Origin of the sequence: Pseudomonas sp. WAC2 (assembly GCF_030403525.1) — a bacterium.
In the GTDB taxonomy this organism is placed as follows: domain Bacteria; phylum Pseudomonadota; class Gammaproteobacteria; order Pseudomonadales; family Pseudomonadaceae; genus Chryseomonas; species Chryseomonas luteola.
In genome coordinates this window covers 71,362-97,453 of record NZ_JAUEPD010000004.1, presented here as the reverse complement: position 1 = coordinate 97,453, position 26,092 = coordinate 71,362, and the positions used below count along the sequence as shown (strand labels likewise).

Annotated in this window: 20 protein-coding genes and 1 pseudogene; 11 read left to right on the top strand and 10 right to left on the bottom strand. The window is 54.5% G+C overall.

Annotation, left to right across the window (positions count from 1 at the left end):
* Positions 1–161: 161 nt before the first annotated feature.
* Positions 162–2,747 carry an EAL domain-containing protein gene (locus QWJ10_RS10010; RefSeq protein WP_289926001.1) on the top strand — a complete coding sequence of 862 codons (2,586 nt, stop codon included), beginning with the start codon at positions 162–164 and terminating at the stop codon, positions 2,745–2,747.
* On the opposite strand, the gene QWJ10_RS10005 is transcribed toward QWJ10_RS10010, so the two are convergent.
* On the bottom strand, positions 2,738–3,571 hold the full coding sequence (locus QWJ10_RS10005; RefSeq protein WP_019367108.1) for a DNA-binding protein: 834 nt from the start codon (positions 3,569–3,571) through the stop codon (positions 2,738–2,740). The genes QWJ10_RS10010 and QWJ10_RS10005 overlap by 10 nt on opposite strands.
* Positions 3,572–3,773: 202 nt before the next feature.
* On the opposite strand from QWJ10_RS10005, the gene QWJ10_RS10000 reads away from it, so the two are divergent.
* Both QWJ10_RS10000 and QWJ10_RS09995 read left to right on the top strand, forming a co-directional pair.
* Positions 3,774–4,199: a hypothetical protein gene (locus QWJ10_RS10000; protein ID WP_289925999.1), complete on the top strand. Its 426-nt coding sequence runs from the start codon at positions 3,774–3,776 to the stop codon at positions 4,197–4,199.
* Between the two features lie 263 nt (positions 4,200–4,462).
* Complete coding sequence (locus QWJ10_RS09995) at positions 4,463–5,071, top strand: ERF family protein (protein WP_010798482.1); 609 nt, start codon at positions 4,463–4,465, stop codon at positions 5,069–5,071.
* A gap of 128 nt (positions 5,072–5,199) precedes the next feature.
* On the opposite strand, the gene QWJ10_RS09990 is transcribed toward QWJ10_RS09995, so the two are convergent.
* The 3 genes from QWJ10_RS09990 to QWJ10_RS09980 form a co-directional block, all read right to left on the bottom strand.
* Positions 5,200–7,143, bottom strand: a complete 1,944-nt coding sequence (locus tag QWJ10_RS09990) for an AAA family ATPase (RefSeq protein WP_289925995.1) — start codon at positions 7,141–7,143, stop codon at positions 5,200–5,202.
* Complete coding sequence (locus tag QWJ10_RS09985; protein WP_289925993.1) at positions 7,140–8,219, bottom strand: metallophosphoesterase; 1,080 nt, start codon at positions 8,217–8,219, stop codon at positions 7,140–7,142. The genes QWJ10_RS09990 and QWJ10_RS09985 overlap by 4 nt, the downstream gene beginning before the upstream one ends.
* A gap of 172 nt (positions 8,220–8,391) precedes the next feature.
* A complete protein-coding gene (locus tag QWJ10_RS09980) occupies positions 8,392–8,667 on the bottom strand; it encodes a hypothetical protein (RefSeq protein ID WP_010798485.1) in 276 nt (91 codons plus the stop codon).
* A gap of 440 nt (positions 8,668–9,107) precedes the next feature.
* On the opposite strand from QWJ10_RS09980, the gene QWJ10_RS09975 reads away from it, so the two are divergent.
* A complete protein-coding gene (locus QWJ10_RS09975) occupies positions 9,108–9,332 on the top strand; it encodes a hypothetical protein (RefSeq protein ID WP_010798486.1) in 225 nt (74 codons plus the stop codon).
* Between the two features lie 190 nt (positions 9,333–9,522).
* Positions 9,523–11,691 (top strand): phosphocholine-specific phospholipase C, encoded by a 2,169-nt coding sequence (locus QWJ10_RS09970; protein ID WP_289925988.1) that lies wholly within the window; start codon positions 9,523–9,525, stop codon positions 11,689–11,691.
* A gap of 56 nt (positions 11,692–11,747) precedes the next feature.
* Here QWJ10_RS09970 and QWJ10_RS09965 read toward each other — a convergent pair whose 3' ends face one another.
* Complete coding sequence (locus QWJ10_RS09965) at positions 11,748–12,206, bottom strand: DUF3597 domain-containing protein (protein WP_289925986.1); 459 nt, start codon at positions 12,204–12,206, stop codon at positions 11,748–11,750.
* Positions 12,207–13,415: 1,209 nt separating this feature from the next.
* Between QWJ10_RS09965 and QWJ10_RS09960 the strand changes: the two genes are divergently transcribed.
* The 4 genes and pseudogenes from QWJ10_RS09960 to QWJ10_RS09945 all read left to right on the top strand — a co-directional run.
* Positions 13,416–13,754, top strand: a complete 339-nt coding sequence (locus tag QWJ10_RS09960; RefSeq protein WP_289925984.1) for a curlin repeat-containing protein — start codon at positions 13,416–13,418, stop codon at positions 13,752–13,754.
* Positions 13,727–14,584 (top strand): hypothetical protein, encoded by an 858-nt coding sequence (locus QWJ10_RS09955; protein WP_289925982.1) that lies wholly within the window; start codon positions 13,727–13,729, stop codon positions 14,582–14,584. Before QWJ10_RS09960 ends, QWJ10_RS09955 begins: the two co-directional genes overlap by 28 nt.
* 94 nt (positions 14,585–14,678) lie before the next feature.
* Positions 14,679–15,302 carry a class I SAM-dependent methyltransferase gene (locus tag QWJ10_RS09950; RefSeq protein ID WP_289925981.1) on the top strand — a complete coding sequence of 208 codons (624 nt, stop codon included), beginning with the start codon at positions 14,679–14,681 and terminating at the stop codon, positions 15,300–15,302.
* 571 nt (positions 15,303–15,873) lie between these two features.
* Positions 15,874–16,116: pseudogene (locus QWJ10_RS09945) on the top strand (methyl-accepting chemotaxis protein); the annotation flags it as partial.
* Between the two features lie 44 nt (positions 16,117–16,160).
* Here the strand turns inward: QWJ10_RS09945 and tyrS are convergent.
* Positions 16,161–17,405 carry a tyrosine--tRNA ligase gene (gene tyrS, locus QWJ10_RS09940; protein WP_289925979.1) on the bottom strand — a complete coding sequence of 415 codons (1,245 nt, stop codon included), beginning with the start codon at positions 17,403–17,405 and terminating at the stop codon, positions 16,161–16,163.
* A 308-nt stretch (positions 17,406–17,713) separates the two neighbouring features.
* Between tyrS and QWJ10_RS09935 the strand changes: the two genes are divergently transcribed.
* Positions 17,714–18,922, top strand: a complete 1,209-nt coding sequence (locus QWJ10_RS09935) for a PLP-dependent aminotransferase family protein (protein ID WP_289925977.1) — start codon at positions 17,714–17,716, stop codon at positions 18,920–18,922.
* Here the strand turns inward: QWJ10_RS09935 and QWJ10_RS09930 are convergent.
* Together QWJ10_RS09930 and QWJ10_RS09925 are read right to left on the bottom strand one after the other, a co-directional pair.
* Positions 18,919–20,145, bottom strand: a complete 1,227-nt coding sequence (locus tag QWJ10_RS09930) for a CaiB/BaiF CoA-transferase family protein (protein ID WP_125889338.1) — start codon at positions 20,143–20,145, stop codon at positions 18,919–18,921. The genes QWJ10_RS09935 and QWJ10_RS09930 overlap by 4 nt on opposite strands.
* Positions 20,146–20,167: 22 nt before the next feature.
* Positions 20,168–21,349, bottom strand: coding sequence for an acyl-CoA dehydrogenase (locus tag QWJ10_RS09925; protein ID WP_289925974.1), 1,182 nt, complete (start codon positions 21,347–21,349; stop codon positions 20,168–20,170).
* A 155-nt stretch (positions 21,350–21,504) separates the two neighbouring features.
* Here QWJ10_RS09925 and QWJ10_RS09920 point away from each other — a divergent pair, with 155 nt between their 5' ends.
* Entirely contained in the window at positions 21,505–22,446 is a 942-nt protein-coding gene (locus QWJ10_RS09920; protein ID WP_289925973.1) for a LysR substrate-binding domain-containing protein, read from the top strand.
* Here QWJ10_RS09920 and QWJ10_RS09915 read toward each other — a convergent pair.
* Positions 22,408–24,015 (bottom strand): inorganic phosphate transporter, encoded by a 1,608-nt coding sequence (locus tag QWJ10_RS09915; RefSeq protein ID WP_289925972.1) that lies wholly within the window; start codon positions 24,013–24,015, stop codon positions 22,408–22,410. The two genes, QWJ10_RS09920 and QWJ10_RS09915, sit on opposite strands and share 39 nt — an antisense overlap.
* Positions 24,016–24,319: 304 nt before the next feature.
* Positions 24,320–25,600 (bottom strand): OprD family porin, encoded by a 1,281-nt coding sequence (locus QWJ10_RS09910; protein ID WP_019367091.1) that lies wholly within the window; start codon positions 25,598–25,600, stop codon positions 24,320–24,322.
* Between the last annotated feature and the right edge of the window lie 492 nt (positions 25,601–26,092).

Here is a 26,092-nt window from a genome sequence, read left to right as displayed (position 1 = left end):
CGGCACCAAAACGGAATTCTTGAGTGAAAAGTTGCCTGATGGTCTGTTGATCCGCCCGGTTGTGCCTCACATCGCCTCAATAGGATTATTTGCTACAGCGGCGAGGACGGAAGCCGATATAAAACAACCTGATAACAGATTATCGAATCGCCTCCCTGACCATGCCTATTTCTCCGCCCCCGCCAGCCATGAAAAAGGACGAGCCGTTTCGTTCACAAAGCCACACGGAGCTCACCCATCGCTCTGTGCTGATGTTTACCGTTCTGATGTTGAGCCTGTTCGCCCTGGCGGGCGCCGTCACGAGCTATATCGCCTGGTCATTGGATAATAAGGCCGTTACCAGTGGTGAGCAGGCCTTGCGCAATGCTATCGATACCCGCAAGAAATCCACGGTGGCGACACTCATGGACTATGCCCGCTGGGAGGAGAATTTCACCCATCTCTACCCTGCCGTCGATACGAAATGGGCGCGTGAAGAAGATAAGCTGGCTGGCTCGCTGCTGTCGCAGTATGGGTTGGACGCCGTCCTGGTTGTCGACGGCTCGCAAAATACCCGTTATGCCTTTTTAAAGGATACGGTCGACCCCAAGGATACACTCCAGTGGATCGAAGGCGACTTGCCGGCAATGCTGGACCGACTCCGGAGCGAGCCTCCGCTTACGTATGTTCAGGGGTTTTATCAGATAGATGGCGTACCGGCGATTGTTTCGGCAGCTTTGGTTCAACCCATTCAGGTGGCGTATTTACCCAGGCGAGACCAGCTTCCCATCCTGCTCTTTGTTGAACGGCTGGATCAGCAGAAGCTGGCGTCGATAGGTACGGCCTCTGGCATTGTCAATCTGAAAGCCGGGCCGGCAGAAAAGGATAGCGCCAGCCTTATCATAAGCGAGGACTACGGTGTTCCTTTTCTGCTCAGCTGGCAGGCAGAGCGTCCTGGTGGTGTACTGCTAAGCGTAATGCTGCCTCTGCTGGTACTTACGGCATTTGCCCTGTATCTGGTTTTAATCAAACTCAAGCGCCGATCACTGCGCGCGGCTGCATTGATCGACAGCAGCCATGAAGCCCTGGAGCATAGCGAGGCTCGTTTTCGGGATGTTGCCGAGGCTTCTTCAAACTGGATCTGGGAGACGAATGCCCGACGTGAGCTGACCTATCTTTCTGACCGGTTCGCAGTTAGCACCGGCTTTAGTGTTCACGAGTGGCTGGGGAAGCCGCTACAGGAGCTTATTGATTTCAGCGAAACGGACTTCCAGGAAAGCGCCCAACAAGATCAGGAATCAGCAGGTACCCCAAAAGCCCTGGAATGCTTTTACATGGACCGCGAAGGACATAAACGTGTGGGGCATCTTTATCTTCGGTCTGTTTGGACGGAGGGCGTCTTATCCGGATATCGCGGGACCCTTAGCGACATTACAGACGAAATGGAAGCTCAGGCCCTTTACGAGCATCTGTCCAAGTATGATCCGCTGACGCAGCTCCCCAACCGGACATACATGTATCGGTATCTCAAGGAGCACTTGGGAAACGGACCGACACCAGAGAGTCCTTTAACCGTTTTTTATCTGGACCTGGATGACTTCAAGCACGTCAACGATACTCAGGGGCATGAGTTTGGTGACAAAGTCCTTATCGAAGTGGCCAACCGATTCAAGCGATGTATGGACAGCAGCGTATTCATTGCCCGGCAGGGCGGCGATGAGTTCGTTCTTGTTCTTACTGGGCAAATGCAGCCAAACACTTCTGTATTGGCAGAGTGTCTGCTGGCCTGTCTTTCTACTCCGATCACGATTGACGGACTTGAGGTTCATGTCAGCGCCAGCATTGGTATCGTGCAGGCGCCTGCCCATGGGGTTATCAAGAACGAGCTGCTTCGGTTTGCCGACATTGCACTTTACGAAGCCAAGGGGGCAGGCCGTAATACGTGGCGGTTGTACGACAGCGCGATGAACGAGCGGCTGCTTCAACGCCAGCAGATCGAGGAAGACCTGCGGGCCGCACTGCAGCGCGATGAGTTACAACTTGTCTTCCAGCCGCGCTTTAGTATCCAGAACGGAAAAATCATTGGCGCAGAGGCACTGGTACGCTGGAACCACCCTACCCGCGGTTTGCTGAGTCCTGCTGTATTCATACCGGTTGCGGAGCAGAGCGGGCTTGTAGTTCCGCTGAGCGACTGGGTTCTGCGCAAGGCATGTCGCGAGGCGCTCGAATGGAAAGGCCCCATTTTCGTGTCGGTTAATCTGTCCTGTATCGAGTTCCAACGCAATGATCTGGTAGAGCGTATCCGCCAGGTACTGGAAGAAACGCAACTTGAGCCCGCACGGCTTGAGCTGGAAATTACCGAAAGCGTGATGTTGGATAATGCTGAGAGCGCTTTGGCCCTGATGCATGAACTCAAGGCGCTGGGTGTGAAGCTTTCCATGGATGACTTTGGAACAGGCTATTCCTCGCTCAGCTACTTGAGCCAGTATCCATTCGACGGCATCAAGATTGACCGCAGCTTCATCATGAGCTTGAGCGAGGGTGGCCATAGCAATCAGGCCATTATCAAGGCCATTGTTGCTCTGGGCAAGGCACTCTCGATGTCCGTGACCGCAGAAGGTGTCGAAACAGCCGAGCAGCTTAATGCACTAGGTATCCTGAGCTGCGATCAGGCGCAGGGGTTTCTGTTGGGTAGGCCGGTTCCGGTGGAACGCCTGGTTGAGCAGTTGAATGAGCAACTTGCCCCGGAGGGCAAATCTCAAAGCTGATGCGATTCCAGTCGCGCCTCCAGGCGGGCGATCTGCCTGATCAGGTCCTTGCCGGTGGCGCGCTCCTGATCGAGTTGACGGGCCAGGTCATCCAGATGCCGGGCCTGTGTGGTATGCAAGGCCTGGAGTCGCTCATTATCCCGAATCAGCTGGATGTTCTGCTCCCGCAAAGAGGCATTCTCGGCCAGAACCGCTTGATGCTGGTTGCGCAAGTCACTGACGGCGGAATCCGACTGCACCTGATCCTGTAGCCGCTGGCGCTGCATCACCTCCTGATAACCTTCCAACGCATCCCGTGCCGTCTTGAGTTCAGCGCTTAGCGTTTCGATACGCTGGGCACGGGCAGCCGACTCACGCTGGCTATGAGTCAGGTCTACCGCCTGCCTGGCCAGCTCGTTATTGGCTGCGTTGTATCGGTTTGCGTAATCTCCTGCGAGTGCTTCGGCTTTCGCTAGTCTGGCTTCCAGGTCCTTAATACGCTCTTGCTGGGCGTTCGCACGCTCATCGGCAAGTTGGAGCTTTTCATTTATCGACTTCGCCTGAACCGCGAGCGTCTGCTCAGCCTCGTCTATTTCCAGCTGGGCCCTCTCCAGCAACTTGCGTTCGAGTTGTTCGATCAGTGCCAGCATGTCCGCTCTGATCCGCCCGCTCGGTCCTGAAAGGCTTTGCTCGTCAGCTTCGATTTCTTTTTTATAACGTTGAATAGTTGTAAACGAGCCTCCTGTCAGCGCCCGGATTTCAGGTACAGAGGCAGACCGGCCCTCTTCCTTTAGCTGCCGAATGGCAGTGGCCACCTTCTCCTTGTCTATACCGTTACGGCTCATGGCTACTCGCTTTACGTAAAGAATAAAAATCGTAAGGCTAATCGTAGCGCAACTCTGTGCTCATCCCAAGTACGGGATGGCGTAGCCAGAAAAAGGCACGACTATATTTAACACCTTGATTTACAGCGCTTTTCGCCAGACGGTGCTCTCCTGCGCATCACGATGTCAGCTATGATGGAGTGAAATCAACTCAGGAGCGCCCATGGCTACCAACATTGAACGGTTCGATAATCTGGTCGGTCGGCTTTTTGGTGAGTTGTACGAGGCCTTCCCTATTCCGCGTAATCTCTTTTGTACTGATATGCAAAAGCACATCGAGGCGGCGGGCCTGAATGAAATAGATGACTTTAATCCCTGTGCGGATGAGGCTCGATTCTTTACCGCTTCGGTCAAATGGCTTGGCAATGCAGGCTTGATCGAACATGGCGATGTAGTGGCTGGAACCGCTCATGATTGTGTCCTCACTGCCAAGGGGTTCGAGATTTTGAAGGCAACGCCTGCATCCCTTGAAGGTGCTCTGGGTGATCGCCTTGTTCAGGCAGCGAAACACGACGCTGACGAGGAGCTTCGCCAACTGACCGGGCAGGCCTTGAGCTATGGGATATCCCTTGCGCTTCATAAATTCTGAGCCATTACAAACCTTTGCACGCTTGCAGATAAACCGCTTTCGCTGTGGTCCAAGTAGTAGCGCGTTTGATAACTGAGAAGCTTTTCAAAGGCAGTGTTCAGCCGACGAAAGGTCAGGCAACTCGGGGCTTTCAGCTTGGTTTTAGCCCGCTTGCCCCCATATAGGATGGACTGCCTGAAACACCTCTTTAAACCCTTCTCATCAGTTCTCGACGTTCACCCCTGTCCCGTCGGTAAGGGGTATGTTGCCTTGGAGATATCTGTATGAAAATGTCAGAAAACATCGACGCCCTTGCCAAGGCTCTGGCCGCCGCACAGGCTGAGATTGAAAACGCCACGAAGGGAAGCATCAATCCGCACTTCAGAAGCAAGTATGCGGATCTGGCTGAAGTATTGAATACAACCCGACCGATTCTGAGCAAGTTCGGCCTTTCGATCGTCCAAATGCCGGGCTTTGAAGATGGTAAGGTCAGTGTCGAAACGGTATTGATGCACGAGTCGGGTCAATGGATCAGCAATACCCTGCTGGGCCCCTGCATGAAAATGGACCCTCAAGGGGTTGGTAGCGCGATTACGTACTATCGCCGTTATTCCCTGGCAGCCTTTGCAGGCATTGCCCAAGAGGATGACGATGCCAATGATGCTTCTCAGACCAATGCCAACCGCCAGCCTGCTGTTTACATTAACAAGAGTCAGCTCAAGCGTATCGAAAATGCGGTAAGCGAGTGCAGCCCGGCCGTTCAGAAGAAGTTTGAAACGGATTACCCGGACGCCAGCAAGATGACCGTTGACGTCTATGACAGCATTGTCAGCAGTCTCGAGTCAGCCGCCAAGAAGTACCAGGAACGCAAGAGTCAGGACAACGCGGCATGATTTCCCTCACCTATCCATTGGCAAGCCTGCAGGGACGCTTGGCTTAGCTCTAACACTCAAAAATAGCAGACTGATTTTTACTAGCCCGCATCAAATGCCCTTTTGGCTATCCAATGAACCAGCACCGCTTAGACAGTATATGCAGCTTCTACGGTAGCCTGTCCGTTTTCCTTGGTTATAGTGATGCTGTTACGAATCCAATCGCGTAGATCCGTATGGCTGATAACCAAGACCGTTCCTTTGTCATGGGACTTTTCCTCCAGCAAAAACATTAATCGCTCAAGACCGGCCTCATCAAGGGCCTGATCAATCTCGTCTGCCATAAACAACCTGATGGGTTTACTGGCTCGCGATGCGACCAGATCTTGCAGTGCCATGGCGGTTGCTAACCTGACTTTACGCTTTTCTCCTCCTGAGAGACTTTTAAAGGTCTCACCCCCGGTTGCACTGATCACATCGATAGAGAACTTCTCGCGTAACTCCCCCTTAGCCGTCAATGCAATGGTAGACCATACTGCGGTCACGTTTCCGTCTGTCAATGTAGACAAGTAGTGAGCCGTCCGAGCATTCAGGTAGGGGGTCACGTTATCCAGAATATGCGCACGAACGCCTGACGGGCTGAATACCCGGGCGGCTTCTTCCGCCAGTGCAAGCCGTTGCTGCGCTGCGCTCAATGTAGCCGTCAAGGCTTCTTGTCTCACCCTTGCCTGTACCAACTGCTCACGTGCACGCTGTATGGCTGAATCGTGCGGATTCTTTGCTGATTCGAGCTGCGCGATGCGCTCCTTCAGCACCTGTAGCTGCCTGGCCTGTTCCTGCCAGGCGTGCTGTTCAGCCTGGGTTTTTCGTCTTTGCTGCTCAAGCGCTTCCAGGGTTGCACTCTGCTCGGAAACATCAGTCATTTGCTGGCGATAATTGCGTAGGCTGTTTTCCAACTGGTCAAGCGCCCCTTTCGCTGTCTTCGCTTGATCTTGTAGCGCAAGTACCTTTTCCTGCTGCGTTTTCACGGATTGCCGGGTCATGTCTCGTGAGGCATCAAGATCCTGTGGTTCGATGACATGACCGCATTGAGAACACGTAGTACCTACTTGATCGTCAATGTGCTCCAACGTGTGAGCGAGCCGCTGGGTCTTGGCTTGTTCACGCTCCAGGGTCTGTTGGATTGCGGCATAAGCAAGCTCCGCCTCCCGAAGCGCCTTGGCATGGATACGCTCCTGCCGGCGTTCCTCATCGGACGCGGTGATCCTGCGACGAACGGCCGCGGCCTGCTCGTCCAGGCTTTTCAAGCGTGCCTGAAGATACTCTCCCAGGCTTGTATCAAACGCATCCCGAACGGCATGGTAGTGCTGGGTAGCAGTCTGGACGGCGGCGCTCTGCTGACGTATCCACGCCTCGCGATCCTGCTCGGACGCCTCGACATTGACGGTAAAGGTGGTGATGGCTGTTTCCAAGGCCTTGGCCTGAGTGGTGAGCTCTCCTACCTCGACCTTGCATTGATTAAGTCGGGCCCGAGCGATCTCATAAGCCTGTTGCAACTGATGGATACCTGCGGCCTCCTCTACCAGGAGCTTGAGGTTTCGGTCTGTCATCCCAGGTAGGTCGGGCATAGCCTCCTGACCCAGATAGATCGCGTTAACGAACACTTCGCGCGAACAGCCCATGACCTTATCGACCAGCACCTGGGTCAGCTTATCCGAGCCCTTGGTCAGGTCCTGCCATTCGCCCTCCATGAAATGCTCAAGGCGCAATTGATTCTTGTATTGGCGATGCTTGCGATGACGACTGATGCGATAGCGTGCGCCCGTCTCGTCAAGCAGCTCTAGTCTGACCTCTGTACCCTTTCCTGCGGTACGGTTGATCACCGCATCACCAGACTCCTGACGAGCGGTTTCGCCATACAGGGCCCAGCACAGTGCGTCGGCAATTGACGACTTGCCAGCGCCGTTACTCTTTTGGCTCGTATCATCCAGGTTCTCGCCCTGGATCAGTACCAGACCTTTGTCGTTCAGGGGAAGCGACTCGACATGTCCAATCGCCATGAAGTGAGTAATCGAAAGGCTCTGTATCCTCATGGATCGATCGCCTCGGCTTCGCTGAGTATGTCGTTGCACAGTGCTACCAGCGCGTCACCATGCGTGCTGTTTTCCTCCACCCACCCGCGGATCGATTCGCGTAGTGTCGGTGCGCTGGAGACCGGCGAGCGACGCTGCATAACAGCAGAGCGTGGCAAGGGGATGGCCTGCACCAGGCTTCCCAGCGCACCCCATGTCTTGAGCTGATCACGAAGGTGGGCAATCTCCTCCTCGGTCGCCTCGCCCAGCCGTGCCCGCACATAATTACCTTTGCACTGCTCCCTGGCTTCGTGCTCATCCCAGCGAATATGCAGATCCATGAAGCGGGGCGCAGAAGAGGTACGAAATACCACGTCGATATCGCTGACCAAGAGATAGCCTGCCCGGGTCCCTATATCGTTCCAAGTCTGATGGGTGGTGGCGCCTACGCTATAGACCTCACCCTTGAAGCGCTTATGGTTATGGTAGTGCCCACTAAAAACGCGCTTGAACCCGTATCGGGCCAACTCTGCTGCGTTAAAGCCATGGTCTGGCAAGCCGGTTAGAACACCATTGACTGGCGCATGAATCATCAGAGTCCATGCGTTGGGAGCTTCCCCTTTTGCATTCAAATTTGTCAGGCAAGCGTCAATATGCCGGCGGACATCATCGAGTCGGTCATACCAAGGCACCATGACAACATGCTCATCCTCGAACAACATTGGCGTTGAAATCACTTCAATACCAGGAATGGTACGCAAGCTCTCGCAAGCATTGCCCAGCGCGCTACTGTCACGGGATTCAAGGTCATGATTACCTGGTAACACACGAATGTTCAGGTCCAGGTCTGTTGTAAGCCGTGCGAACAGGTCGATAGTTGGATTAAGAACCGTGGGCGAAACGGAGCCACGTACATGAAAAAGATCACCTGTGATGTAGAGCGTACGCCCTCCTGCCGTGCGAAGGTCATGCGCCGCCACCTGAATCTGATCCAGAATATGACCGAGACGGCTATTGAGCCCATTCTTGTCGACACGGGAAAACGCTGACCAATTATGCAAATGTGCATCCGAGCAGATGCCATAGACGAGGCTCATAGGCTGTCAGATCCTGCTTTAGGCGATAATACGTTTGACGTCGAGAAGAGACAGAGGTTGAACACCTCTGCTGTTATTACAGAGCCAACGGCGCAACGGCACGCAGCGGTAATGGAATCAAGATGGGGGCAACGGCAAAAAAATAAACGGTAGCAGGTGATCAGATGAGCCTTTAGCGAGACACCTGCCCTACGGGCGTTCCTACCAGGTCGTCTATTTGCAACTGCGCCTTCTGCTTGTTGTGTTTGAGCAGCTCATGCTCGATATCGTCCAGCAGCGTCTGGAACAGCGCACCATTTTTCAAATACCGGGCGGAAAAACGCCAAGTATAAGGCTCTCCTCCATCAAGAGGCGCTGCGGTAATCGTCAGGCTACCCTCTTGGTCGATGATGCCTTTAAGAGCAAATGAGTCAGCAAAAATGTAGGTAAGGCGAGACAGACACTTCATGATGCAAGCAGAACCAGGCAGTAGTGTTTGTTAGAGGCAGCGTTTTGCTATTTATTCGCCACTACAGCGTGCCGTCTGTCTAAAGGGATAAACGGTTAGCAAAAAAATCCATATTTTTTAAAAAGTGGCTCAAGTTATTGATTTGGCAGCCGATGAAATATGCAGGCAGACAGGATACCCTGCCTAGCTGAGCATGCTGCCCCAGGGACGGGGCCCTTTCTTTCGGCCCAGTCCCTTCATTTCCATGAACATCTTCGGGTTTCGATGTTCAATGTCATCGTGGTGCTATCGCTGCCGTTGCAGTCGATACTGCCTTCTCGGAAAGTCTACCAAGCTAACGCAATGATCTTGGCTACACTTGCCACAAGCCGGAATCGCCCGCTGCGCTGAGGGGCGTCATGGTTGTATCACCTTGTCCCACTGCTACAAGGAAGGCTGTTATGGAATTCAAATGGCTACTCCGTGAGCTACAACGAGATCCCAACGACCAGGACTGGGTCAAAGGCTGGGGAGTTTATCGGAACACTCCATGGCATTTGGCTTGCGTTTACAACAGCGAGGCGGTAGCTGTCTCCGAGGCGGTAAGGCTTGGCCAGGGCTACGCCGTTTCCTGGGGAGCACATAAACTCGGCACCAATCAATTCATTATTACTGAAAAATCCTGATCTCCCTGCCTGGGTGCGATATGGCTCTGCCCAGTCGCACCGATTCATCTGGCAGACAAGCGCTTCATATACCTGCCTATAAATTCCAGATCGTTTCGCAGTGTCATATTTCTGCTACCTGCTACCCGTACAAATATGTAACGAGTTGTTCCGGCTAACCACCTTAGCACGTACAGGGAGCGAACGAGTCATGCCTTCTCTCACCCGCAGAAATCTATTGCAGGCAGCGGCCGTCGGGTCGGCCATCGCCATGCTACCCGCCTCGATCCAACGGGCATTGGCCATTCCCGCCCACAACCGTACCGGTACTATTCAGGACGTCGAGCATGTAGTCATCCTGATGCAGGAGAACCGATCATTCGACCATTATTTCGGAACGCTGCCGGGCGTACGCGGCTTTGCTGACCGGCTGACGATTCCATTGCCGGGCGGACGCACTGTCTGGCAGCAGCAAGGTCAAGAGCGCGTTATCCTGCCTTATCACCTCGACAGCCGAAAAGGTAACGCCCAGCGTGTGCATGACACGCCACATTCATGGGCAGACACCCAGGCGGCCTGGGACAGTGGTCGTTTGAGTGCATGGCCAACCTATAAGACGCTGACTTCGATGGGATACTACGAGCGTAACGAGGTGCCCTTTCAGTTTGCCTTGGCCAATACCTTCACGTTGTGTGACGCCTACCATTGCTCGCTGTTAGGTGGAACAGCACCAAATCGCCTGTTTCTTTGGACCGGTACCAACGGCCCCACCGGCTCCAACGTCGCAGCGGTTGTCAACGAGTGGGATGCTCCGGGGCCGCCCGATGAGGGATATGACTGGACGACCTATGCAGAGAGACTTGAGGATGCAGGCGTCTCGTGGAAGGTCTATCAGTACCTGCCGGACAACTTCGGTGATAATGCTTATGCAGGCTTTCGCCAATACCGTGCCGCAAGCGTCGAGGTTGGCAACCCCGCCCAGCCCTCTGCAGACTTTAACGACTTCGTCGTCTATCGCGAAGCGTTGGAGGCCGTCGCCCCGCTGTACAAAGGCAACGGCAATACCATGCCAGCAGCGAACAGCGAAGACCTAGAAACCATGTTCGAGAGCTTTAGACGCGACATCCGACAAGGCAAGCTGCCTCAGGTGAGCTGGCTGGTCGCACCGGCAGAGTATTCGGAGCACCCCGGTCCCTCCAGTCCTGTTCAGGGAGGCTGGTATACCCAGGAAGTCCTTAATGCACTGACTGAAAATCCAGAGATCTGGAGCAAGACGGTACTTCTCGTCAACTATGACGAAAACGATGGCTTCTTCGACCATGTGCCGCCACCTGCCGCTCCTTCCCTACGCGCAGATGGAACACTGGCAGGTAAATCAACCATTGCCTTCGATGCCGAAGTGTTCCAGCACAAAGCACCTCCTGGCTCGAAGGACCAGCCTGCCCCCGATGGACGTGTGTACGGACCAGGGCCCCGTGTCCCGATGTTTGTCATTTCGCCGTGGAGCCGAGGCGGCTGGGTGAATTCGCAGGTCTTCGACCATACTTCGGTACTGCAATTCTTGGAAAAGCGCTTCAACGTAAAAGAGCCCAATATCAGTCCATGGCGGCGAGCGGTATGCGGCGATTTGACGTCTGCCTTTAATTTTGTTGATCCGAATCAGGAGTTATTGCCGCCCTTGCAGACTACCTCCCGCCGTGCAGCGGATCAGTTGCGGGAAAAACAGGAGCAGCTACCACAGGTCCCTGTTCCGCCTGCTGACCAACAACAAGTCCCTGTGCAGCGACGTCTGGCTCGCCCTTCCCGAGCATTGCCGTATCGGATCGAGGTCGAAGCGGAAGCCAGTCCGGAGACGCGCCAGCTAACCCTGACCATGCGCAACACAGGCGAGCAAGGTCTCGTGCTGCATGTATACGATCGGCTGCATCTGGAGGATATCCCTCGCCGTTATACCATCGAGGCAGGGAAGCTGTTGAGTGATGTCTGGGTCCCCACTACTACAGATGATGGCACCTACGACCTGTGGTTGTTGGGGCCTAACGGCTTTCATCGAGCACTGCGTGGCAACCTCAAGGCTCCGCAGCCAGAAGTAAGGCTGCAGCGTGACGGTAAAAGCCACAATCTGGTCATGACAATCACCAATACAAGCCTGCAGGCTATGACCGTTCAGATTGATCGGTGTCCCTATACGTTTGAAAAGCCCCACGAGTTTCAGCTTGGTGCGGGTGCCACACATAAACAGCGTATATCGACGCGCGTGAGTGGTGGATGGTACGACATTACGGTTCGGGCTGATCAGGGCAGCTGGGAACGGCGTCTGGCTGGCAGACTTGAAACTGGCCGCCATTCGATTAGCGATCCCTTGATGGGCAATACCTGACCGTCGGAGGTGTCTCACAGGCATCCTTGAGTTGGATGCCTGCCTTCCAAAACCGGTTACGCCTTAAGCTCGGGAGGAACCGTCCCGTCGTGCTCGGCCAGCTTTTGCATAACGGCCTTGTGTAGCCAGTTGTTCATCTGCTCCGAATCTCCAAGCTTATCGGCAGGACACCCAAGCTCGGCGGCCATTTCCTTGCGTGATTCATAACTGCTGTCCAGGTTAAGTACCTTGAGCAGGTCGACGATGGAGGAGCGCCAGTTCAGGTGATCAGTATGATTAGCAGCCATCGCATCGAGACGCGCCGAAATATCCATCGAATTTTGCACGCCGGTAGATGCCGGAGCCTGTAGTTGCTCGGCACGAGCGCTGTGGGCCGCATTGGTTTCTTCAGAATCGGTAACGATACGTGTAGACGTTTTGCTGGCATCGATAACGCCGACATCAGCCTTTCGCTGCTCTTCGTTACTAACGCCGTCCAAGCCAAGCTTGTCAAGAATCGAGCTAAACAGTCCCATGATTGACCCTCGTGATTAAACCTAGAGTACTTATGGACCCTCAGAGAGTGCCTGTGATTCAACGCTTTATGCAGCTGTAAGCGAGGCGATCAAAAAAAACCATTCTTGCAAAATAATACCTATAAAAATCAATAGCTTAAAAACATAACCTGATGTTGATTACTAATCTTAACGAGAAATCACTTTAACTCTCTGACTTTTAATGAGTTTTCTAAGATGTAGACGGCTTGGCTTCACGATAAATTGAAGGAAGATACCTATCATCTATCAACATAAATATTTATCATGAAAATCAATGTCTTATAAGACTTTGCTAAGATTTTACTTTTAATGTAATGGTTCAGCTGAGGTTATGGCTGCTGTTCAGCAACGCACCATTACCGTACTTTGACATCGTTGAGTAACAGAGCGGCCTGAGAAGCCTTCCGCTATTATTGCCGCGCTCAATCGCCCGCTGCTCTGTATCCGCCCGGGTGCAGAAGCGCAGCGCGCCTTTCTCGATGATATGGTGTACCCGTTGCGCACCACGCTTGCCGGCTTGCCTACCCAACGTCCATGGTTATGCGAACAATATGCAGGCGCTCCTGATAGCAGTCGCACCTTGAGCCTTATCAATCAGACAAGCGAGCGGATGATTTACAAGACCAATCAGCTGCTGATCCTGGCCCGAGCTTCAACTTCTCACTGTACATGCTCGCCCTCATCCCGCTGCGCTTTGACGAACTGGTTGAAGAAGCGGTTCCTCACTATGTGGGGCGACAGATGCCCGACGTAGTGAGCTGCAGGCTGCCTCAACACAAGGCAATGCCTTTCTGCTGCGTCAACCTTGTCAACAACGCCCGCCTGAAGGTTGCATCACAGTGCGAGTCAAACCGCCGGGCCAGGCGGTCATTCTGGAAGGGGAAAACAGTGTCCAAGTATCCCACCGGATGAATGTGAACGTATTGATTCTATCGGCTTGAGCGGGGCATCCACGGTACGGGCCTTGGGCTTGCCATCGTGCGTGACATCGCCTATGCCCGTGATGCCAGTATTCAGCTGAAAATGGAAAAGGATTTATGGTTCGTCTGATATTTCCCGGCGCTACAAACAGCAAAATGCTGCAAAAGACGATTTCGGATTTCCTTCTACGCTCATAAGGCCGGATAACACCGGCCCTGTAATAGCAAAGCGCGTACAGGTCATTACTAGATCGTAGGGATATCCGTCATGTTCAGGTTGAAACCACTCGCACTGCTTATCGGACTACTCGGCACCACCCATAGTTACGCCGCGTCAAATACGGCCGACTTGACTCAGAGCGGTGCGCAGAATACGGCCGCGCTGACACAAACCGGGCAAGGCAACCACAGCGTTCAGATCCAGCTGGGCACCGACACTCGTCAAACGGTGCTGCAAACGGGCGAACTCAATGCGGTATCGATCTACCAGGGGAAAGGACCCGCGGGACTATTGATATCGATCAGCGTGGTGAAAGCCACCTGGTGGAGATTTATCAGGACACCCGAGGATGGTCTACCGTGGCGGTTACGCAGCGAGGCAGCGTGAACGAGGTGCGTATCGATCAGGGCAGCAATAACGCCGGGTGTGTCACGAGCTACCAGGAGGGTACTTACAACCTGCACGACCTCCAGTTGGAAAACATGAGTGGGACGCCCAGCCTTAGTGCCCGCACCCTGGGCAATGGCAATACCATGAGGGTTGTGCAGGGCGAGGATGCTCAATACTTCATGGATGCAGACCTTGTGCAAAACGGTGACAACAACCTGATCGACCTGCAACAGCAATGGCGTCGTCAGGAGGCCGAGGTCAATCAGCAGGGTAATGGCAATATCGTTCAGGTGCAGCAGAGCGGATTGGAGCCTATCGAGGGCGAGCTGAGCGGATCTCTAATGCAGGCTTTCCAGAATGAGAACGACAACGTTATGAACGTCCGGCAGGGAAGTGACGGCAATACTCTCATCTCCAGCCAGAACGGTGACCGTAATACTCTGGATGTGCAGCAATGGGGGTGGTCTGGCTACCTGGCCACCAAGATGACCAACCGCCTGGAAGCCACGGTAAACGGCAACGATAACCGCATGACCGTGGTGCAAATGGGGGGTGCGGGTGCCCATGAGATTACGGCCGAGCAGACCGGTAACAACAATGAGATGAACTTAAGTCAACGAAACACGACTGACAGCTCCCTGGATATGGCGCAGCGCGGGGATGGGCTGGTCATGACGGTGACTCAAATGAATACACAAAATGACCATTTCGCGCTGGTGCAGGAAGGCACCAACCACACTCTAAGCCTTGAGCGCTCAGGCATAGGTAATGAAGCGTTCGTTTCTCAACTGGGTACAGCCAATATGGCCTCGATGATTCAGCAATGATCGCCTGAGCCAGGCGGGGTATTCTCCCCGCCTTTTGTTTTACAGACCGGATACAGTAGTACCGTCTTTCAACGGATCACGTGGCCTGTTCAACATGAGTTCCTGGTATGAGCGTCGTGTTTTGCCTTATCTGCTCGATATTGCCTGCGGGATTAAACCCGTACGCCTGCAGCGGCAGTCTCTTATCCCCTTGGCGTATGGTCAGGTGCTCGAAATTGGCATCGGGACCGGGCTCAACCTTGAGCACTATGACAGGTCTCAGGTAGAGCGTATCGTTGGACTGGACCCTTCCCTGGATATGCACCGGCTGGCTCGGTCTCGTGCTCAACACGCAGGCCTTGACGTCGAACTGGTTGGCCTGTCGGCCGAGCGGATTCCCTTTGAGAATCACTCCTTCGACACGGTTGTGGTGACCTATTCGCTGTGCACGATTCCAGATCCGGCCGCTGCACTCAAAGAGATGCATCGCGTACTCAAGCTGCAGGGACAGCTCCTATTCTGCGAGCATGGGCAAGCCCCCGATGAAGCGGTGCGTGTGTGGCAAGATCGGATGACGCCGCTCTGGTCCCAAGTAGTGGGCGGCTGCCACCTGAACCGGGAAATAGGCAAACTTATCCATGACGCCAAATTCGAAATGATTGAATTCAAAACGTTTTATTTAACGGGCTTACGCCCATTAACGTATCATTATTGGGGCGTTGCCCGTGCCTTAGCCTGATTACAAATCTTATAATATGTCTTACAGAACCCTATTATGAAAAAGCTAATCGTTAATCTATTTGTCTAATGAAGTTTAGAATATCCAACCAAGTGACTTATTTTAATTGCAGGAAGACGGGGTTATTCGAGACGCTCAGAGGAATATAGGGAACCCCACACAACACAAGCCCTACAGCCTGCAGAACGAATTCTAAAATCAATAAATGTGATTATTTTTTATTAAATAGAAAATAAAACAACAAGATAATAGCTGTGCACTTAGTGCCGTAATGCCTCTCTACTACAGTAATCTCAATTTGATTCCGATGCGCTCGTAGCAAACAAGCATTTTGTTTTATTGGCCCCCTCTCCTTTCTAAGCAGTAAAGAAATCAGATCATATTTCTAAGAACGTCTAAACTTGCATCAACGTTGTTTTCACCTTTATGACGGTGACAGCGCTACTGGTCTTTGTCGGCCTTTTATCGCTGTCCAAGATGCAGCAGATTCGGGCAGCCGCCGTGGAGGACGTGGCCCGTAACGCGGCTTCCGCGTCCGATGCCGCTCAGCTGTCATGAGGCCAGAGCCAGTGCCGGTGCTGCACTGGCGCAGATTGCCCAGGCGATTACCGATATCAACGAGAAAAACCTGCTGATCGCCACGGCGTCTGAAGAGCAGGCCCAAGTAGCCCGGGCCGTTGACTACAATCTGGTCAGCATCCGTGACCTGTCGATACAGACGTCCGCAGGCGCCAACCAGACCGCTACGGCCAGCGCGGAACTGTTTCGACTGGCCATAGATATGAACCGGCTTGTGATGCGGTTTGCGACGTAAGACCAGAGATAGAGAAAGCCCCGGAACACCTGGGCTTTTCTTTTTCAGTCCACCAGCACAACCTGAAAATGACGCTTCTTGCCCAGACTCAATCGGCTGCCCTCCAAAGCGGCAGACAGAGGCTCGTCCGGATTCTGGACCTGCACGTCGTCCAGACGCAGCCCACCGCCGTCCGCCAGTCGGCGCACGGCACTGCGCGAACCCTGTAGTCCGCTGGCCACCAGAAGATCGGTCAGGGTCAAGCCCTTTTGCAGCGCGGCGCGGCTGGCTTCCACTTTGGGGAGTGTGTCGCTCTGGCTGCCCTCACTGAACAACGCCCGTGCCGCTGCCTCCGCGTCACGCTGGGCCGCTTCGCCATGGCACAAACGGGTCGCCTCGTTGGCCAGAACGATTTTCGCCTCGTTAAGCTCTGCACCCTGCAATGCGCCTAGGCGACGTACTTCGTCCATGGGCAGTTCGGTAAACAGTGCCAGAAAACGCTGTACGTCCCGATCATCGCAGTTGCGCCAGAATTGCCAGAAATCATAGGCAGATAGCTTATCGCCGTTGAGCCATACCGCGCCTTGTGCCGACTTGCCCATCTTCTTGCCGTCACTCGTGGTCAACAGCGGCATCGTAAGCCCGTAGAGCTGCGGGCCATTCTGGCGACGTGACAGCTCAACGCCATTGATAATGTTGGCCCACTGGTCAGCGCCGCCCAACTGCAGAGTGCAGCCATACCGATGGGCCAACTCGACGAAATCGTAAGCCTGAAGCAACGTGTAGCCAAATTCCTCGAAGGACAGAGAGTGCTCACGATCCAGGCGATTGCGGATGGCATCGAACGTGAGCAGGCGGTTGATCGAGAAATGCCGTCCTACGGTATTGAGGAAATTCAGGTAACCCAGCCCATCAAGCCACTCGGCATTGTCTACTACCCGGGCTTGCCCGTCCGTATCGCCCACTTCCAGGTAGGTCGTAAATGCCTTGGCAATACCGGACATATTCTGAGCGATCTGGGCGTCGTTCAGCACCGGGCGGCTGCTGTCCCGAAAGCTGGGATCGCCAATGCGCGTCGTGGCACCACCGATCAAAAGCAGGATCGGATGCCCTGCACGCTGCATCCAGCGCATGAGCATGAGACCTTGCAGATGCCCGACGTGCAGGCTATCAGCCGTTGCGTCAAAGCCTAGGTACGCGGTCACTGGTCCGTTATTAAGCGCTTGGCCAAGACCGTCACGGTCGGTGATCTGATGGACGAAACCACGTTCTTCCAACAGGTGAAGCAGGTCTTGCTGGGGCTTGTTCATTGAATACGTCTCCTTGGCTTTCTGGCCTGCGGAGACTGGGAGAGGTTGCATTCACCGAGCCGCCACAGGCGGTTCGGAATGCAGCGCAGCACCTACCACCCGAAAGAGTTCAGGTAGTAATAATACGCAGCGATGGGTGTGATAAAGGTGTTCATGAGCGACAAAGCTAACCGGTTCAGCAGGAAAGTCAAGCGAAACGGCAAATCACTAGAATTCCTTTCTTTCAACAGCCTATGACTTTTTCTCGTTTGTAGTGAGAGAAGCGGCTGACGCATAGTCTTCACATTATGATTAACGGCAAATCTCCCATGCTTACCTTCAACCCTGTCTTCAAATCGCCACAGGGCTCTCCCATACGAGAGTTGTTCAAGTATCTTTCCGTACCCGGCATGATCTCGCTGGCGGGCGGCTACCCTGCCTCCGATCTGTTTGATGAAGCAGGGCTGGCAGAGGCGATGACAGTGGCCTTTCGCAATCCAGTCGGTTGCCTGCAATATTCCAGCAGTGAAGGCTTGCCGGGACTACGCGAGGCACTTGCTCAGTTGAGCTGCCAGCGTGGTATTCCCTGTGAGGCGGACGATCTGATCGTCACGTCTGGCTCGCAACAAGGGTTTGATTTGCTGGTTCGCGTCCTGCTGTCGCCGGGTGACGCCGTTCTGGTAGAACAACCTACCTACCCCGCTACGCTTCAAGCCTTACGGTTGGCTCAGGCCAGAATAGAAACCGTCGTCTCGGATCTGGACGGTATCGATCCTACGCAACTGGATAGGCAGCTGGCCCGCTATACGCAGGAGCAACGACCGAAGTTTCTCTATCTCTCCCCCACATTTGCCAACCCTACCGGACTTACGCTTGGTCTGGAACGCCGCCGCGCCTTGCTGGAGGTGGCGATGCGCCATGACCTGCTGATTATCGAAGATGATCCGTATGGTGATCTGCGCTTTACCGGCGTTGCCATTCCTACTCTGGCAGAGCTGGCTCGCACGCAGCCGGAGACCCGAGATCAGGTAGTCTATTTGTCCAGCCTTTCAAAAATCGTGGCGCCTGGGGTTCGTATTGGCTGGATGATAGGGCCTGCCGAGGTACTTAAACGCTGTACGATCGCCAAGCAAACCGCTGACTTGTGTACCTCCGGCTGGATGCAATCCATTGCCGAAGCCTACTTAAAGCAGGGTTTACTGGAGCGGCATCTACCGGTGCTTACCGCGGCCTATCATGAGAAGTGCCTGGCGCTAGTGAGTGGTCTACAGACACACCTTGGCCAACGGTTCGAATGCCAGATACCGGCAGGCGGGCTGTTTGTCTGGGGGCGTTGGTCAGAGGGGCTGGATGCCCAGGCGGTCCTTGAGCAGGCTATTGAGCATAAGGTCATGTACGTTCCAGGCAGCGCCTTCTACGCCGAAGCCCCTGACCACTCTACGGTACGGCTGTCGTTTGCTGCGCCATCGCTCGAGCAGATCGGCCACGCGGTAGAGCGGTTGGCCTTGGCCGTTCAGGCATTCGGGCGTAAAGGCTAACCGACTATACCCGCCTGCCTCCAGGCGTTGACTCTGGCATCGCCGTGACCCAGAAGATACCGCAACACCTGCTCGGTATGCTCACCGAGCAGCGGTGGAGGACGTCGGTACTCCACGGGCGTTCTGGAAAGACGCATCGGGCTTGCCACCTGCGGAACGGTTTGTCCCAGCGGATGCGTCATCGTAAAGGCCAGACTGCGTGCCGCTACCTGCTTATCGGCAAAAACCTGGGCCACTGAATTGATCGGACCACAGGGCACCCCCACCGCTTCGAGCAGGGCGATCCATTCTTCAGTACGCCTGAAAACGGTAACCTGCCGAATCAGCGGAACCAGTTCCATACGATAGACGACCCTCGCCTGGTTGGTGGCAAAACGAGGATCATTCACCCAATCCAGCCGGTCTGCCACCTCGCAGAACCGGCGGAACTGAGCATCATTGCCAATCGTGAGGATCATATCGCCATCGGCTGTTGGAAAGACTTGATACGGCACGATGTTGGGATGGGCATTGCCAAGGCGCGTTGGCGACTCACCGGAGACCAGATAATTCATGGCCTGGTTGGCCAAGCAAGCCACTTCAACATCGAGCAGCGCCATGTCGATATGCTGCCCTTCACCGGTCTGAGTCCGATGGTTCAGCGCAGCCAGAACAGCAACCGTGGCATACAGCCCCGTCAGGATATCTACCAGCGCAACCCCTGTCTTGACCGGGCCACCGCCCTCGTCATCATCCGGATGGCCTGTCAGACTCATAAGGCCGCCAAGACCCTGTATCAAGAAGTCATAGCCTGCCCGCTGTGCATAAGGGCCGCTCTGACCAAAACCGGTAATCGAGCAGTAGATCAGTTCCGGGTTAAGAGCACTGAGCGAGGCGTAGTCCAGGCCATAGGCTGACAAGCCTCCAACCTTGAAATTTTCTAGCACCACATCGGATTTAACAGCCAAATCCCGAAGGATCTGCTGGCCTTCGGGCTGAGTAAAATCCACTGCTATCGACTGCTTGTTGCGGTTGGCTGATAGAAAGTAGGCTGACTCGCCCGTGCTCGCCCCTAGCGGGTCTTTTAAAAAGGGCGGCCCCCAATGACGTGTATCATCTCCTCGCCCGGGGCGCTCGACTTTGATGACTTCTGCCCCCAGGTCCGCCAGGATTTGTCCTGCCCAAGGCCCGGCAAGAACCCGTGACAGGTCCAGGACTCGTAAGCCTGCAAGTGCTCCAGCCATGAGCCAGCCTCCCTGAGAGTGATCAAAAGAAGGCCTGGATACCGGTTTGTGCCCGTCCAAGGATAAGCGCGTGCACGTCATGGGTTCCTTCGTAGGTATTGACCACCTCAAGATTAACCAGATGCCGCGCAATGCCAAATTCGTCAGAGATACCGTTGCCTCCAAGCATGTCCCGGGCCATACGGGCAATGTCCAGTGCCTTGCCACAGCTGTTGCGCTTCATAATTGAAGTGATCTCCACGGCGGCCGTTCCCTCGTCTTTCATTCGTCCCAGACGCAGGCAGCCTTGCAGGGCCAACGTGATATCGGTCTGCATGTCGGCCAGCTTCTTTTGAATGAGCTGATTTGCAGCAAGAGGTCGACCAAACTGCTTGCGATCAAGGGTGTATTGTCGAGCGGTGTGCCAGCAGAACTCGGCCGCACCCAATGCACCCCAGCTGATCCCGTACCGGGCGGAATTGAGGCAGGTAAAGGGACCTTTCAGGCCGCGTATTTCTGGAAATCGGTTTTCCTCAGGGACAAAGACGTTATCCATTACGATTTCACCCGTTACTGAGGCACGCAGTCCCACCTTGCCGTGAATGGCAGGTGCGGTGAGACCTTTCCAGCCTTTTTCCAGAATGAATCCGCGGATATCACCGGCCTCATCCTTGGCCCATACAACAAACACATCGGCAATCGGACTGTTGGTAATCCAGGTCTTGCTACCGGTGAGGCGATAGCCGCCCTCTACCTTTTTTGCGCGGCTGGCCATTGATCCTGGGTCGGAGCCATGATCCGGCTCTGTCAGCCCAAAGCAACCAATCCATTCGCCTGAAGCCAACCTTGGCAGGTATTTCTGGCGTTGTGCCTGAGTACCAAATTCATAGATAGGCACCATGACCAGAGACGACTGGACACTCATCATGGAGCGGTATCCCGAGTCAATCCGCTCCACCTCACGGGCGATCAAGCCGTAACACACATAATTAAGTCCACTGCCTCCGTATTCACTCGGGATTGTGGCTCCAAGCAAGCCTGCCTCCCCCATTTTGCGGAAAATCGACGGGTCGGTCTGCTCATGCCGGAACGCCTCCAGGACACGAGGCGCCAGTTGGGTCTGTGCAAATTGCGCGGCGCTGTTGCGTACCATCCGCTCTTCATCGCTGAGCTGCTGCTCAAGCAGGAGAGGATCCTCCCAATTGAACGGTGCATTGGCTGTCATTGCAGGTCACTCCGGTGATCTTGTTGTGAAGCAAGCCTAGAAGACGCCCAACTGTGCTGCAACCGAGCTATGTGCACAGGGTTGTGCGTAAAACTCACTTCGCGCCATGATGATTACCGCTGCTGTAGGCATTTGTCTGTGAGCAAGAGGTACATGTGAGAAGAAAAATACCTAGTACGGCTGCGCTGATTGCCTTTGAGGCTGCTGCCAGACACCAGAGTTTTACCCGGGCCGCAGATGAGCTGGCTCTGACACAAAGTGCGGTATGCCGGCAGATTGCAGGTTTGGAGAGCTTTCTGGGCATTGAGCTGTTTCGCCGTACTCGCCGGGGTGTTCTACTCACTGAAGCGGGATTATCCTATAGCCGGCAGGTAGCCCAGCACCTGGATGCAGCCGAGCGGGACGCGCTGGCTGTTATGGGTAAGCACGGCTCAGGCCGGCTCGAACTCGCAGTAGTACCCACCTTTGGTACACAATGGCTCCTGCCACGCCTTAAGCGATTTCAAGCGCTGCATCCAGACGTGACGGTCAATCTGACCAACCGTACCCGCCCTTTTCTCTTTGCCGATACTGATTTCGATGCCGCGCTTTACTGTGGAGACGGTGAATGGTCAGGCACACAAACCTATTTTCTCATGCACGAATACCCGGTGCCGGTGTGCAGTCCGGCACTGGTCGATCGCAAGGACGGCATTACCGCTCAGGCTGTTGCGGCGCTTCCGCTACTGCAACAGACCACACGGCCTTATGCCTGGCGACAATGGTTTGATGCGCAGGGCCTGTCATTCCCCCATGATCTGCATGGTCCGCGTTACGAGCTGTTTTCCATGCTGGCTCAGGCCGCCATCCATGAAATGGGGGTTGCGCTGATTCCGCCGTTCCTTATCCAGAACGAGCTGGAGCAGGAGCGGCTTATCATCTTGAATACCTCTAGCTACCGCAGTGACCGTGCGTATTATCTTGCTAACCCCGAGCGTACGACCACATCTCAAGCATTACAGTCCTTTCGCGACTGGCTGCTTGGCGAGGCACAGGAGTACCGCACAGGCAGCTTATTATCAGAACACGGCATGGAAGAGCCAGTACAGCAACCCTGAAAGCATCATCGCGGCGGGTAAGGTAAATACCCAGGCCAGGGCCAGGTTGCGTACCGTAGACATCTGCAGGCCACTGCCATTGGCTGCCATGGTTCCCGCTACACCCGAGGACAAGACATGCGTGGTGGAGACAGGCAGGCCATACAGGTCGGCTGCGCCAATGGTAGCCATGGCGACCAGCTCGGCACTGGCGCCTTGAGCATAGGTCAGGTGCGTTTTACCAATGCGCTCGCCCACGGTAATGACGATCCGTCGCCACCCAACCAGGGTGCCCATACCCAGCGCAATGGCTACCGCCACCTTTACCCAAAGCGGAATGAACCGTGTCGCCTCATCGATCTGGCGCTTGAATTCATTGAGATTGTTGCGCGTGTCGTCGGAAAAGGTATCGAGCTTTTGTTTCTTGAGCAGGCTGATGCTTTCTGAAGTCAGGTACATGTCGTTACGCACGTTCATCATGGCCTGGGCAGGTACGTTGGCCAGCGTGCCGTAACTTTTCACCTCATCGGCGATCAACCCGGTCACTGCACCCAACGCCGGAATGACCTCCTCCGTGGACTTGCGGGTACGTACATATTCCAGAAGTACGCCACGTGGATCGGCCGGTGCAGCGCCAGGTACATCCTTTACAATTCCTTGTTGAGTCACCTGAGCTACAGCAACGAACTGCGGCGTTTGCGTGGCGGGCACTGCACGGTTCAGCGCATAGGCCATTGGCAAGGTACCTACCAGGATCAGCATGATAAGCCCCATTCCCTTCTGACCGTCATTGGAGCCGTGGGCAAACGACACGCCGGTGCAGGTAAGGATCAACATCCCCCGAATCCAGAACGGAGGCGGTTGAGTGCCTTTGGGCTCCTGATAGAGTGCCTTTTGCTTGACCAGCATGCGCAATGTCAGCAGCAGGAGCGCTGCACAGATAAATCCTACCAGGGGTGAGAAAAGAAGCGCATACCCCACCTTCAGCGCCTGACTCCAATCTACCCCGCTGCTGCCGTCTCGCCCTTCCAGCCAGGCATTGGTCAGCCCGACGCCCAGAATCGAACCAATCAAGGTATGGGATGACGACGCTGGCAACCCAAGCCACCACGTTCCCAAATTCCAGACAATGGCGGCAATTAGCAAAGCAAAGATCATTGCAAAGCCATTGCTGGAACCGACCTGCAAGATGAGGTCAACCGGCAACAGGGCAATGATGCCGAATGCCACGGCGCCGCTGGAAAGCATCACACCCATGAAATTCCAAAAACCGGACCACACGACAGCGACCTGGGCAGGCAGTGAATGCGTATAGATTACGGTAGCAACCGCATTGGCTGTATCGTGGAACCCATTGACGAACTCGAACCCAAGCGCAATGACTAGGGCAAGGCCCAACAGCGCGAACGGCAACCAGGTGGTGGCTACCGATCCGGCTTCACGGACGTCGCTAACGATACCGTAGGAGCTGATGAGAATGCCGGCAAAAAGCAATGAGAAAAATAGGAAAACACTTCGGCGACTGAACGTCTGGTCCAGCCGGGGACGCGTGGCTGCGGAGGCCGCATCATGAGCCTGGATCGTCGACATACGAGGGAACCTTATAGGACTGTTCACCTCACGCTATGCCCTCTTTGTGACATTTTGTATGCAAATATCGACCGTTTGTCCTTAAAGCGTCATCTTGTCATGAATGTTTCTTCTAGACATTTTGGGTACTGCTCAGACCCGCCGCCAATGATCGAAACCTAGTGTCAGGTCTTCAGACGCCATTTACTGCAAAAGACGCTAGCCACTTATAAGTCAGGCCTTTCATCGGTAGTGCGTCTGGTAAACCAGGCGGGTCGCTGATCTCAAGCGACCCGCCTGGCCGGCTTATCCAGCCAGCACCTGTTTAGAAGATACTGATTGGGTAGTCGATGAAGATACGCACTTCGTTACCGTCATCGTTGTAGGAGCGGACATTGTTCGACGTGCGCAGGATGGAGTTACGCAGACGTACCGAAAGGTCCTTGGCCGGACCGTTCTGGACAACGTATTTCACCTGATTGAACAGCTCGCGCTCCTTGCCACGTCCATCTCCGGCATCGATATGATCACCGCGAACATAAGCCAGCTGATAGCTCAGGCCCGGAACCCCATAAGTGGAAAAATCCAGCCCATAGCCCAACTGCCAGGAACGCTCGTCCTTGGCGTTGAAGTCCGACCAGTAGGAGTTGGCAAGAAAGATCGTCATGCCACCGTCACCTATGCCGCCTGCGTTCTGATACCAGCCATAGGGATAGCCAATATCACCCGTGCTGCGCTGATGCGCCAGAGTGAAGGAGTGAGGCCCTACCGAGTAGGTAGCCGCCAGACTCCAGATCTTGTTGTCGCGGGCATCGGCATCACCTGAATAAGTCTGGGCAAAGCTCTTGTCCAGCCGCGTCTTATAGCCATTGAAGTCAAACGTCAGAGACTGGTCCTTATCGATGGGCAGGACGTAGTTCAGGTTGATGTACTGCTTTTTCAGGACGTCTTTGACATCGGACGCATAAAGCGATGCCATGAACTGATCTGTGAACTTGTAGCTGCCACCGATGACATCGATCTTTTTCAGCCCACCGCTATCACGTCCCTCGGCACTCTTGCGGGACTCCTCGGTGAAACGCCCTACGTTGAGGACAAGCCCATCGATTTCCTTCGAGGTAATCAGCGTACCGGTATAACTTTCCGGCAGTAGGCGTGAGGTGTCCGAGTTCAAGACCGGCAGCGCCGGCATCTGATCACCGTAGGTGATGGTCGTGTTGGAAAAACGTGCCTTGATCGAGGCGCCGCCCTTGGCGATATCGCTGGCCGCCTCACCGCTGTCGCCCTGTTTGAAGAAATCGATACCACCAGCACCCGAGCGGCCCTTGCCACCGTCCAGGCGCAGACCGTACAAAGCAAATGCGTCGACGCCAAACCCTACGGTACCTTGTGTAAATCCAGATGCAAAATTGGCCGTTACGCCCTGCCCCCACTCCGCCTTGTCTTGATTACCGTGCTTATAGTCACGGTTCATGTAGGCGTTGCGCAGGAACAGTTTGAGGCTGCTGTCCTCAATGAACCCGTTGGAGGTCTGGGTTTCAGCTGCCAATGCCTGGGTAGCACTCAATACGCCACAAGCAATCAAGGTAATCCGTTTGTTTAACATCTACTGCTGTTCCTTTCTGACTAATACGGTGTGACGATCAGGCTTGTTTCTATAGGTCTTTCCTGACGGACTGGAAGGATTCCCGCACACGTGAATGACAGGAATGCTCATGGGCTTACCGGTTGGGTGTCGCCTCGGCGGGTAAGCCTACGCGAGCGTTCCAAAAGCCTCATAAGGCTTGGCAAATCATGAGCTCTCTCGTGAAAGGGTATGTACGAGAGCAGCCACCTCGCACCCGCAAGAAAACAGGTGCCTGTTCTTCTCTACTGGTGATCGCAAAGCGATGGACCATTGTACTGCCATATCAGGGGGTTATGTAACTGTAAGAAAAGGTTGCCGAACATGAATAGGTTTCAGGTTAACGCCAACACCAAGCGTGCTTGCCGACGCGTTTGGACCGGCCATATCAAGCCGTATAAACGTGTCGGTTAGGGCTGCAAGCGTGGAATGTGAATCCTCCTGAGCCAAAAGATGTCTATACCTCATCAAGGG